We start from the raw sequence: 11,591 nt of genomic DNA, 5'->3' as shown, positions 1-11,591 counted from the left end.
CACGGAAGATAAGCCCACCAGCGTTCCGGGGAGTACTGGAGTGCGCGAGCCTCTGGGAAACGCGGTTCGCCGCCACCATTCATACCTATCATAGCCCACTCAGGAGAATCATCTCTCCCGAGTGGGCTTTCTGTATTTATAAGCAGTGCGTAACTACGTGATCGTCCCAAGTGGGTACTGTATGACCCGCGGAGTCAAACTGAACGAACTCACGGCGCCTCTTGAAACGGCGACGTATCCGCTGTCGGTCGCGACTGCTCAGCAGGAGTTCGACGATGTACGGCTCATGTACGCAGATGGTACTGAACCGTTAGCTGCGGTACTGGATCGGATCGATGACGAGCAGTTCGATTCTCCCGATGAGGCGCAATCGTCAATTTACAATACTATCCCGGTCGAAGGGGTCGGCGAACCGGGCCAGTCAGAGGGCGAGGGCTGATCGAATTCGCTACGCTTAAACGACCGAGTTGACTACCACTATTCGCGCCAAGGTGGCAGAGTCTGGCCTAACGCAGCGGCCTGCAGAGCCGCCCATCGCCGGTTCAAATCCGGCCCTTGGCTTCTTGATCTCTCATACGCCGATGTCTCCAGGTCAGTAACCTGAATTCACACTCTTTTCCATGTGGAGATAACGCCACAGGAGTGCCCGAAACCAGTCGGGCACAGAGCACGGGCCTAATCAACGGAACACCGTTCGGGAACGCCACTTATGAGGTCCGTTGATGGGGTAGATTACCAAGATAGTAGAACCGGACGAACCAACGCGGCTACAGACTCGCCCCGAGCCTTCGTAGGTGCTAGCCAGTTTAGCCTCCGTAGTGCAGTTGCGTTTCAGTAATATAGGACGTCATGAACCCCAGTGCGTAGCCGAGAAAATGCTCATAGAGATTTAGCACGCCGCTGTCGACTTGTGGATTAGCGGGGAAGCGATGACAGGAACGAGGAAAGTAGCAAAACAGCGAATAATAGCAGGTCAGTGTACCCGGTCGCCCGCATTGCAGCCCGGATCTTTGTTCGCGTATTGTCAGTCTGTTCGTATACTGAGAGACCATACAATGCTGTGCTGAGCACCGTAGCTAACACCAGACCAGCGGTTCCCAGCAGGACTGTTGGAGTCTGAAGAAGTACGAACTGGAGACTCAAGTGAGACTGGACACGTTCGTACGTTAATGCAAGTGGGCACAGGGGTGGTGCAGAGCTACACATACCGCTGCTGACCTATTATCCACTCTTTCCTGCGCTCCTGTATTTCCACCTCTATGGAGTTGCTGAAATAGGGAACACGACGGACAGCGGCCAACAACTATGAGCTGCTACTGATTCGTCTGGCACCCTCGCTGTGGTTGGTCGGGTCGACATTGGTGGCTTCCCTCTGGGTTATCGATATCGCAATCGACGCCGGTGAACCTACGATTAAGACTGAAAGCAGTTCTTGCTTGACCGTGTACGCCAGCGACTGGCTGCTTCAGTATAATTCTCCAGCGAAATATAGGACTGTAGAAATGTACTAGCGGCTGTGATCCACATTCCCAGTTCAGTGTATCGAGGATCACTACGAAGCTACAGCCAACAGTATGGGACACCGGATTGATCGAGTGCTTTAGTGCTCTCCGGTGTCATCTTCGGTAGCATGCGCTTCGGGTATCGCAGCAAGTTCCGGGACCAGCCGGTACCCAGTACCCGCCCCGACTGCAGCGGAGAACGCTATCGCCGTACCCAACTGCGCGACCGGGCCGAAGCCAGCGCTCGAAACCGCTGACACGGCAAGAACTGTAAGCACGATTCCGACAAGACCGATCACCGCTTCGCGGACAGCGACGCGACGGAACCGGCGACGGCGGTCACCCGGTTGTGTTTGGAGGACCGGGAGCACATCGTGATATCGCGTCTGCACGAGGTAATTCGTCACTACAGCGAGCAGGCCAGCGATGAGCGTCCATGGTCCCCAGCCAATACCGAATGCCGGGTCAAAGTCGAGCGCAAATCCACTCGGCTCAGCTGGCTGTTGGCTTTCGGGTGTCGGCGGCACGGCCCCGCCGCCACTCACGGTTTCAATCTCTTCCTGGCTATCGATAGATGTGCCGGTTGGCTCGCCAGTCGATATTCCGATGCCAGTACCACTGCTGCTTTCCCCAGCGGGTGCTTCAGTCGGTTCACCAGTTGGCGTCACAGTCCCAGGACTATCCGTACTCTCCTCGCCGGTGCCGCCATCGCTCGTATTAGTATCGCCACCGCCACCACCTGTACCGGCGTCGTCGCTACCACCACTACCCGCATCTGTGCCGTCTCCATCGCCCGTGTTAGTGTCATTGCCGCCGCTACCTGTGTCAGTGTCATCACCGTTGTTGCCGCCCGTATCAGTGCCTGACTCGGCATCCGGAACTTCCATGGTGTACGTCACTGTCTCGGAGAGGGACGACGGGCTGTCGGCGTCTGTCGCCACGGTGAACCCGAGCGTTGCTTGCTCGCCCGGGGCAAGCGTAAGCGTGTTACTCACTTCATCGACCGACTGGCGTGTACCTGTGTCTGTGTTCCGGTAGATGTCCAACCACTCACTCTCGTGCTCGATCTGGATCGTCGCCGCTTCGTCGGTACCGTTGACTCCCGCAAAACTAACGACAAACACGTCGTCGAATACGGTCTCGGTGCCCGAAAAAACGTCAACAGAAATAACAAGCTCGCCACTGCTGTCAAACGATGCGTAGCGGTCGCCGTTGGGCGTGTCAGCTGGAGCCAGCGCAACTCCGGTGTCTTCCGCCGGAGCGAGTTCATCAACGGGTTCTGAGAGCGGGACCGCGGCCGTGGACATGACTGTCCCGCAGACGACGAACACGAGTCCAAGGGCGAAGTACCATTTCATATCGTGGCGTATGAGACTGCATAACGCTGCCGTGAGCCCGTCCGCCTACTGTTCAACAACAGACATCAGCTGGTACCGCTTGCTCCTGCTGTTCGTGCCGCGAAGACGATTGCATTGATCGAACTGATATCCTCTCCTTTGTTGCCGTTTCGAAGGTCAACGACAACTGTGAAGTCCTTGGAGTTGCCTGCGCTCAGGGAAACAGCATTATCACCGTCGCTGGAGCCATCGACGATTGTGTCTCCGTTGTACCGGATATCAAGCACGTCTCCGATGAGGTCGTTCGGGTCTGGCGTGATCGAACTGCTCCCCCCATCATCGTTCACCGAAACACTGAGTTCTTTGTCTGCGTTGTTTGTTATGCGAAGGACGTCCCTAAATCGCGTTGTGGCCCGTTTATGTAGATCACTCTGCTGAATCTCAATCGTCCCGTTACTGTTGGAGCCGTCGGTAGTGATTAGATCAGTAGCATAGCTCTTGTCTGGATTTTGTTTAAAACTCACAAGCGCGCTTGCATCGTCACTAGTACTAAGCGTAACTGTCCGTGTCGCTTCAACTGAGGAGAATGCACCGGAGCCAAACGCGCCGCCGACAGTCGCACTGATTGTCCCGAGTCCGAGCAGGACACTTCGTCGATTTAGCCTCATCTGTTGTACTACAGAACGCTAGCCCACCAGTTACTATTGACGTGCCTGAGCGGGGTTAATGCTGTCCATTAACGGCTCAAGCACGGCTATAACCCCGCTCAAGCAGTACAATAGTAAGTCCCCGGAAACTGTTGTGGCTGGTACGGCACGACCATAACGTGCTGACTAACATATGAATCGCAGAAACGTACTTACGGGACTCGGCGGATTGGCAATCAGTGGTGGGGCGCTCTTCGGTACGGGCGCATTCACGAGCGTTACCGCGACGCGTTCAGTCGAAGTGAACGTTTTCGGTGCAGATAGTGGCACGGACGGGCTCGTAGACGGTGTAGACCAAACTACCGAAGACGATATCGCAGACACAATCACAAGCAACGCTGTCGATGTGCTTGTCGATACGTCGTCAAGTGACGTCTCAGTCAAAGGCCCTGACGGTAACTCCGCTACTGCAACAGACCTGTTCCCCGCTAACCCGGGGGCTTCAGACGGAGCAAACCCGGGCACAGATGGAACGTATGACAATGTGAGCCACGAGTACGTGAGCCTCGTTGCTAATGACGTGACAATCGTCTTTGGCGAAAATAACGGCCTCCCGCCGAACTCTACTCTCGGGTACACTGATCTATTTAAATTCGTGCCAAACGCTGACAGTAACAGTACGTTTGACGTTACGTTCGGGGGGGACAATGGCGGCAATGTGCTTACGCAGGTCGACGGAAAATCGGTTACCGATGGAGCAGTTATCTCAGTCTCCTCGAGTAGTTCTTCCGGTGCCGAAATCACGACAGAAACCTCGGCTAATAACGAAGACCTCGACATCAGCATTACAGAACAATAAAACTCAGACGTGAATCGCAGACTGGCTTTGACAACTCAGGAAGCTATTTAGCTCACTTCTACCTGTCAATGACTGCTATGATGTAGATATCGGGTAATTGCAGACAGCGCAGGTACCAGCTCCGGAGCGTCTTGCCACTGATGAACTGTAACATTGCCTCTATCTTAATTACTTACTGTAGCTAGTACACCGCGTCGCCTACTCACATCTTGGCACCCGACAGTATTCAACGCTCATAAGATCACAGACTCATCTGCTGTATTATCACAAATTCTATATATAAATATCTGCACCATCGTCTCTGAAGCTGTCAACACCATGCCCGGTCTGCTAACGGCCTAATATACATACAATTTTGTTACCACTGACATTCCAGAACGCTTTTACATATTATAAACTAATATGTCGACAATGGCAGTGGGTGGGAAGCAGCGCAACCAGACAGGGACTGGTAACGCGATTACACGGGACGAGGTGTTTGACTTACTCAGTAATCACCGCCGCCGATACGCATTACACGTAGCGAAGCAATCAGACGGTGACACAGAACTTTCGGATATTGCTGAACAGGTGGCGGCGTGGGAAAACGAGAAACCACAGAGTGAGATCACGTCCAGCGAGCGCCATCGCGTGTACACGTCAATGCAACAGACGCATCTGCCCGCGATGGACCGTGCGGGCGTGATCGAATACGACAATGGGACAGTCTCGCTGACCGAACAGGCAGCGGATCTTGACGTGTACATGGATGTCGTGCCGGAAGACTCCATCCCGTGGGGACAGTACTACCTCGGGTTGTCAGTTCTGTCGGGAGCTGTCGTTGGCGCTGCTGGGCTGGATGTGTTCCCAGCCAGTATTCCCGACCTCGCGTGGGCTGGTCTCGTCGTCATGCTGTTTCTCTGCTCCGGACTGTATCACGTCTGGCAGAGCCAGCAACTCCGTCTGGGAGCGGGCGAGACGCCCCCGGATGTTGAAACATGAGCAAGAAGTGGACTCGCCGGAGTGCACTTGCGCTGATCGGTAGTGGTGCCGGCCTCCTGACGTGGGGGACTGGTGGGTTCACAGACGTGACCGCTGACCGTCAGGTGAATATTAATACGACTCCTGACAGCCTGGATCATCCGCGGCTTGGAATTAAAACCCTGGGCGACGGGGGTGGCCCCGGTCAGAGGGTGTCGTTGATAACTTTCCAGAACAACCTAGACGAAGAAATTGGAGTAAACCTGAATGCGGCCACGGTCGACAGTGATGATACCACTGAAGTGGCTGATCTGTTCAAAGGTGAAGGAATAGACCCTACTAATTACTTTGATGCGCCTGATAGCGTTGGACCGGAAGAACAAGGGATGATTGAGGCAACACTTGACCTTCTCCCCGATGTGTCTATTGGTTCCGACCGCGAATATGACCTTCTACTCGATTTTACTGCTGGAACTAAAAACGAAAACCAAACAATAACGCTAAGCCGAAAAGCGACAGTTACATACGAAGATCCACGGGTTTCGTACTGGGATTTTGAACAAATAAGCGGACGGACTGTCTCAGATATCTGGAGCGGCAACGACGCCAGTCGTAAATACGTAGGGCGGATTGGCCCTTTCAGGTACGGCTATGAGCCAGACCCGGCAGACGGTGGTAATCGTGGCACCGTGCTCGATTTCCGTGGCGACAGATTCCGTTCCGGCGATGATGACGTTATTACGACATCTGACACCTCTAAGTTAGATTTCACCGACGACTTTTCACTTTCCGTCTGGATCAAACCGACTTCGATTCCGAATTCGTACGCGCGACTGTTCAGTAAATGGGATTCCCCTAGAAACAATCGAGACTCTGACGCTGAGAAGGGATACCAGTTCTTCCTCGGCGAAACTGACGATAAATTTGATAATAAATTTGAAATCGGAATAGAAACCGGGCAGAGAAATGGAAAGACGACCAAAATAAAGACAGGTGCAACAGTAGATAAAGGCAAGTGGAACCATGCTGTCTGGACTCATACGTCGTCTAAGGAATCTGAAGATAGGGTATATGTAAATGGAGATCACGAAGGCAACGGATACAGTGGCAATCTGCCAGACCCGTATGGGTCCAATGAACCACTCCGGATAGGCAATGGGATTGATGGTAATGACCGTCTCAGGTATCCGTTCAATGGTCTCATGGATGAGGCAAAAGCCTATGACACTGCACTGACCAGCGAGCAGGTAAAAAATCTCTACGAGACAAGCAAAGGCGGCGATGGCGGCAGCATAGGCGGCTAAGTCGCATGAGCGTATGCATCCAAAATATAACACTATGTGTAGGCATGCAACAAAACAATATGGCCAACAGCGACTCAAACAAAGCAGAAAACGATAGTGCATCAGTCCTGACGGGGCTGGTGACCACGCCGTACCGCAGGTTACCGGATATAAATGGTAAAAATAGATAACGTACTTTCAGCGTCTGTTCGCTCCGCCCTCAATCGCTGGCTTGTACTGATATTACTCGTTGCACTTGCGCTAACGCTTGCTGGCGGCTACGTCACCTACGACAGCCATATCGACGGCGCGGAAACAGTTACTGAACAGCAGACCGTCGGCACGTGGACGGTGGAAAGCGAGTTCGAACACGGGGCAACAGTGACGCGTGATACCGAGGTTTTCACTTCGGGTGAGCAACTCAGCAACCGGTCGCTGTATTTTACGACGGCATCGCCCGAACTCGATGGCACGTACACGGTCTCACACGACAACACCGACGGGAACGCGGCAGTCACCTCGACGAACCTGTCGCTAGTCATCCGCGCGGTCGAGGAACGAAACGGGAATCAGGTGGTCCACTGGCAGACACGCGACTCGCTCGACACGCTCGATGCCGTTGAGGTAGCGGACGGTGAGGCGGAAACAACCACAGTCAGCGTGGACATCCCGACAATCCTCAACCGTACCGAAGCGATACAGAACGATCTCGGGGCTGCCCCCGGACAAACCGAGGTTCTCCTCGTCGCCGATACAACTGTTGAGTCGTCAGTCGACGGAGAGACGTTCACCGACACTCGCACTGACCGCATCGAGATTGTGCCCGGGCGGAGTGTCTACCGCGTCAGCACTACCACAGCGGGTACGAGTTCCTACGACGCGACCGAGCAGGTGACCCGGACTATTGAGCCGACACGGCTGGAACTGTACGGGGGGCCTGTGATCTGTGTGCTCGGACTGCTCTGTATGGCTTTCCTCGGGACAGCACACTGGCGTGGCTGGCTTGAAGTCACTGACTGTGAGCGAACGCGCGACGAGTTCGAGCGTGCACGTACCGACTTTGACGAGTGGATCTCGACGGCACGCATCCCGGATACCGACGACCGGACACCTGTCCCGACAGACTCGCTGGTAGACCTCGTTGATATTGCTATCGATAGTGACAGGCGCGTCCTCGAAGATGGTGAGCAGTATGCAGTCCTCGTCGACAGTGAAATCTACACGTACACAGCGCCACCGGCTGTCGACCCGCTTGCGTCACCAGCGACACGCAGTACTGAGTCCGCTGTGGAAGACAGAGAAGGAGCGACGGCGTCGCTTTCAAGCCTGCTTTTCAACGACTCGAGCGAGGGTGCTGATGCGACACACCCTGATGAAAACGAGATGTCTGATTCAAACGACGAGTGACGCCGTTGATCGGTCACTTTCTACAATTGCTGGTCGCCCGGGCATAGTCTGTGCTACGTATGTCCCTCTGTGGCCAGGACAGAGTTAGATATTGATAGCGGAGACACTGCTTGTGGCTGTAATAAACGGTGGTCCGGAACGTGGTAGCCCATGATGACAGGGGGATCGCGTCGTCCCCTTCGACTCAGCAACACCGATTTATATTCTGCTGGTCTACATCGCGTAGCGACACATTGGCATGCTCCGAACGTATGTGACAAAAGGACTGACAATCGGCGGGTTTGTGTTGGTTCTGGCACTCATCGTGGGTGCACTCGTCGGGCAGCCAGTGCTTTTGAGCTTCGTCGTGTCCGGAAGCATGTCGCCAACGATTCAGGAAGGCGACGGATTCGTTGCGATTCCAGAGCAGGTTGCGGGCGACATTGAGCAGGGTGATGTCATCGTATTCCAGTCACAGGAGATTCGTGGTGGGGAGCTGACGACACACCGAGTTGTCGCCGAGACTGACCGGGGATACATCACCCGTGGGGATGCGAATCCGTTCACAGACCAGGACGGGGCCGAACCGCCCGTGACTGAAAACCAGATCGTTGCGGTCGCCTGGCAACCTGGTGGACAGGTGGTGACAATCTCGAATTTCGGCACGGCCATCCTCGCCGGCCGCGTCGTCGTCACGAACATTCTAACTGCGGTCACGACGGTCCTTGGGGTTGAGCAGGCAGCCGAGTCCTGGCAGGCAGGATCAGTGATGCTGGTCTCCGGCGTGATTCTGTTTGCGATAAGCATCGGCAGCGGGATCGTGAATAGGTCCTCACGTGAACGGGCCCGTTCGCGTGGGCAGGATACCTTTGACCCGCGCTACGCCGCGCTCTTTCTGACTGCAATCATTATTGTGCCAGCCAACATAGCAATGGTCGCTCCGAGTTCGACCCACCAGATCCCGGCGGGTGAAATCGCGGCTGGGAACAACATCGCCCCCGGTGAACCGGTTGAAGCCACGCTTGTAGCTAACAACGAAGACGCATTGGTGACTATGCTCGTCGTGTTTAACGCGTCTGGTCGGACGACTATCGAGAACCGGTGGCTCGATGTGCCGGGTGGCGAAACGGACTCAACAGCGCTGTATGTGCCTGCACCGCCACGAGGCGAACAGAAGGTCGTGACCGTCTCCGAGTACCGTTATATCGTGTTGCTGCCCCCCTCGGTCATTATCGCAATGCATGACATCCACCCATTGGTAGCATTAGGTGTGATTAATGCGGCGCTCACTGTTGCTGTGCTAGCATTCATTATTGGGTTGCTTGGGACAAGCAAACGACGTGTCCGCGACACTGACCGGGATATCCCGCTGTATTTGCGATTAAAGCGTAAACTGTTGTGACCGGGAATGGGAGTGTTCAACGCAGCGTACTTGACGGCGCATCGTCAAACACGTCGCAAACGGTAGTCGTGGTGGCTGTCGTTCCTCCGGGAAAATAGACCGCGCAACAGGCCAATTCCGGTCGACAATACCACTGACTGCCTCGATTACTCTCTTTCGACAGGTATCCTATGGACCTGCCGGAGCGGTTCGATGTGTGCTTTCGCCACCTCGTTCAGCGGAAATGTCCCGTGGATGTCGGCCGGAACCTGGCCGTGGACGAGACGCCCGAACGGCGCAGCGGCGGTGGGATACACCTGCTCGGCCAACCGAGCGACGGGGGCCGCGACATCGAGCCCTTCCAGCGCTTCCTTCACGGCCGCTTCGCCGACGTGGACGGACTCACCTTCGATCAGAATGAACGCGAACGGTGGGTCGTCGAACTGCGCCCGGAGAAACGCCTGAATCGCGTCGGATTCCCAGGGGACAGGTGTGATATCCGTGGCACAGCGGGTGATCGTCTCGGCAGCGCGCCGGAACAGGTCGGTACTGCCGTCGTAGACGAGAAGCGACTGAGTCACATCCACTGTAGGGGTTTGGACCGTTTGAACGTTGTGTCGTGTCACAACGGCTTATGCGTCTGCGCCCCGATGTTTCTGTATGGACGTACGGGACGAACCGATGGCCAGACTCCGCCGGCGACTCGAAACGGCACTGGAAAGCGTGCTTAGCAATACCGTGTCGTGGACGGTCACCACTGACGGCCAAGTCGTCGCTCGACTGCCTGACCGCGAAATCGCGTTTGAACGGGCCGATGGTCCGGACGGCTACCGGTGGACGGTCGTGTTACGCGCGGATGGGTCGGTCGTGAGCAAGTTCGGGCAGTTCGAGACGATCGACAGCGTTGTTTCGCAGGTTCAATCGCTTGTCAACGCCGACGTTCGGTACACGGTCTGCTGTGACGGCTAGCTGTCCCAGCGCTGGAACCACCCGTCAAGCGAACCCAGTGGCTCCGTTTCAGTCAGCGACACATCGCCTGTGGGTAATCTCTATACGAACCCCGCACCAACGGACAGGCGTATGAGTCTGCTCAAGAACAAGCACCTCCTCAACGGGATCGTCTCACTAGTCGTCAGCGTCGGTATCACTGTCTGGCTGGCCGACGACGAAGATGCACCGTGGAGCCTGACTGATATGGCTCTGGCCGTTGCCATTTCGTCGTTCCTCTCCGGCTTTTTCACCAGTTACTTCGCCGACTGACGGTCAGGCGAGGCTGTGAATTGGGGGAACACCGATACCAGTCCGCCCCGTCCTACTTGGCATGGACGAACCAGAACCCGTCGACGACTGACCACACCGCCCGTTCTCGCCGGCTGAAGCCAGTGCCCTGCTGGATGACATCGACGGCGCTGTCGCGGTCTGGGTGATGCACCACGACAACGACGTTCGATCGGCTGTTGTTCTCGACGACGCCCCCGAGGACGCAGTCATCGACATCGTCGTCGAGACCGATGCCGCATTCGAGATGTACAGTTACACGAGCGGCGTGTGGATGGACTACGGCACACAGCAAAAAGACGATCCGGATGCTCCGCCGATGGCAGGGACGCTCGACAGCTACGATGTTCTCGCTGGCGAATCTGAGACAGCCTGACCAGTCTGAGGCATCTGCACCGTCGTTGCCGGGGCGAAACGGCCGTGCCACCCGCGTACCGATACACTCGAAAAGTAATCATTAAACGGCGCGGCGACTGACCCTCCTGATATGCAACGACGAGCCGCGGCGGCGTACTTCGCGTTCTTCCTCGTTATCAGTGTTGCTGCGTACGCCTACATCGGCGTCGCGGAGAGTCAGCGGCCGGCGGTGTCGCTCGACGCTGACGCCGAACTGACAAACGAGAGTACGTTCACTGTCGACGGAACGGAATACACAGCCACGAACATCCACATGTCCAGCGGCGGCGGTGGCGGCCACGGCGGCGGTGGCGGTGGCAGTATGGCTGCTGACCTCTCGTGGACGAACGAGTCGTCACAGTACACTGCGACGTTAGAGCACAACGCTACGACGACCTATCAGAACGACACCTACCGCGTGCACACCGACAGCAACGAGAGTACGGTGACCCTCGAAGAAGAACTCAACGTCAGTGGGCTCCTCGCCGAGGACTCTTCGGTCAAGAACACGCTGGCGACCCAGAACGGGACCTGTCTCTTATACACATCTCTGAGCGGGCTG

General features: G+C 55.8%; 11 protein-coding genes, 1 tRNA gene and 2 pseudogenes. 11 read left to right on the top strand and 3 right to left on the bottom strand.

The features are described 5' to 3' along the window. Nucleotides 1-181 precede the first annotated feature (181 nt). Nucleotides 182-439 carry a DUF5789 family protein gene (locus C443_RS11405; protein WP_005536476.1) on the top strand — a complete coding sequence of 86 codons (258 nt, stop codon included), beginning with the start codon at nucleotides 182-184 and terminating at the stop codon, nucleotides 437-439. A gap of 46 nt (nucleotides 440-485) precedes the next feature. After that, a tRNA-Cys gene (locus C443_RS11400) sits at nucleotides 486-561 on the top strand. Between the two features lie 1,039 nt (nucleotides 562-1,600). On the opposite strand, the gene C443_RS11395 is transcribed toward C443_RS11400, so the two are convergent. Both C443_RS11395 and C443_RS22140 read right to left on the bottom strand, forming a co-directional pair. Further along, nucleotides 1,601-2,860, bottom strand: coding sequence for a hypothetical protein (locus C443_RS11395; RefSeq protein ID WP_005536475.1), 1,260 nt, complete (start codon nucleotides 2,858-2,860; stop codon nucleotides 1,601-1,603). A 65-nt stretch (nucleotides 2,861-2,925) separates the two neighbouring features. Then, nucleotides 2,926-3,186: a hypothetical protein gene (locus C443_RS22140; protein ID WP_005536474.1), complete on the bottom strand. Its 261-nt coding sequence runs from the start codon at nucleotides 3,184-3,186 to the stop codon at nucleotides 2,926-2,928. Nucleotides 3,187-3,679: 493 nt separating this feature from the next. Here C443_RS22140 and C443_RS11385 point away from each other — a divergent pair, with 493 nt between their 5' ends. The 5 genes from C443_RS11385 (at nucleotide 3,680) to C443_RS11365 (ending at nucleotide 9,376) form a co-directional block, all read left to right on the top strand. Next, nucleotides 3,680-4,345: a hypothetical protein gene (locus tag C443_RS11385; RefSeq protein ID WP_005536473.1), complete on the top strand. Its 666-nt coding sequence runs from the start codon at nucleotides 3,680-3,682 to the stop codon at nucleotides 4,343-4,345. Nucleotides 4,346-4,756: 411 nt separating this feature from the next. Next, nucleotides 4,757-5,326, top strand: a complete 570-nt coding sequence (locus C443_RS11380) for a DUF7344 domain-containing protein (RefSeq protein ID WP_005536472.1) — start codon at nucleotides 4,757-4,759, stop codon at nucleotides 5,324-5,326. Continuing rightward, on the top strand, nucleotides 5,323-6,609 hold the full coding sequence (locus C443_RS11375; RefSeq protein WP_005536471.1) for a LamG domain-containing protein: 1,287 nt from the start codon (nucleotides 5,323-5,325) through the stop codon (nucleotides 6,607-6,609). Before C443_RS11380 ends, C443_RS11375 begins: the two co-directional genes overlap by 4 nt. Nucleotides 6,610-6,762: 153 nt before the next feature. Next, nucleotides 6,763-7,995: a DUF5305 domain-containing protein gene (locus tag C443_RS11370; protein ID WP_005536470.1), complete on the top strand. Its 1,233-nt coding sequence runs from the start codon at nucleotides 6,763-6,765 to the stop codon at nucleotides 7,993-7,995. A 238-nt stretch (nucleotides 7,996-8,233) separates the two neighbouring features. After that, nucleotides 8,234-9,376 carry a signal peptidase I gene (locus C443_RS11365; RefSeq protein ID WP_005536468.1) on the top strand — a complete coding sequence of 381 codons (1,143 nt, stop codon included), beginning with the start codon at nucleotides 8,234-8,236 and terminating at the stop codon, nucleotides 9,374-9,376. Nucleotides 9,377-9,522: 146 nt separating this feature from the next. On the opposite strand, the gene C443_RS11360 is transcribed toward C443_RS11365, so the two are convergent. Continuing rightward, nucleotides 9,523-9,936 (bottom strand): hypothetical protein, encoded by a 414-nt coding sequence (locus tag C443_RS11360; protein ID WP_049944026.1) that lies wholly within the window; start codon nucleotides 9,934-9,936, stop codon nucleotides 9,523-9,525. Nucleotides 9,937-10,015: 79 nt separating this feature from the next. On the opposite strand from C443_RS11360, the gene C443_RS11355 reads away from it, so the two are divergent. From C443_RS11355 to C443_RS11340, 4 genes and pseudogenes are all read left to right on the top strand, one after another. Beyond that, the gene (locus tag C443_RS11355; RefSeq protein WP_005536464.1) at nucleotides 10,016-10,324 is read left to right on the top strand and encodes a hypothetical protein; all 309 of its coding nucleotides are present in this window, start codon (nucleotides 10,016-10,018) and stop codon (nucleotides 10,322-10,324) included. Between the two features lie 111 nt (nucleotides 10,325-10,435). Next, nucleotides 10,436-10,615 carry a hypothetical protein gene (locus C443_RS11350; RefSeq protein WP_005536462.1) on the top strand — a complete coding sequence of 60 codons (180 nt, stop codon included), beginning with the start codon at nucleotides 10,436-10,438 and terminating at the stop codon, nucleotides 10,613-10,615. Nucleotides 10,616-10,676: 61 nt separating this feature from the next. Next, nucleotides 10,677-11,009 (top strand): annotated as a pseudogene (locus C443_RS11345) (hypothetical protein). A 111-nt stretch (nucleotides 11,010-11,120) separates the two neighbouring features. Continuing rightward, nucleotides 11,121-11,591: pseudogene (locus C443_RS11340) on the top strand (hypothetical protein); the annotation flags it as partial.

This window comes from Haloarcula argentinensis DSM 12282, assembly GCA_000336895.1.
Classification (GTDB): domain Archaea; phylum Halobacteriota; class Halobacteria; order Halobacteriales; family Haloarculaceae; genus Haloarcula; species Haloarcula argentinensis.
Note: the sequence above shows the minus strand (reverse complement) of the source record. Positions and strands in the feature narration are given on the sequence as shown.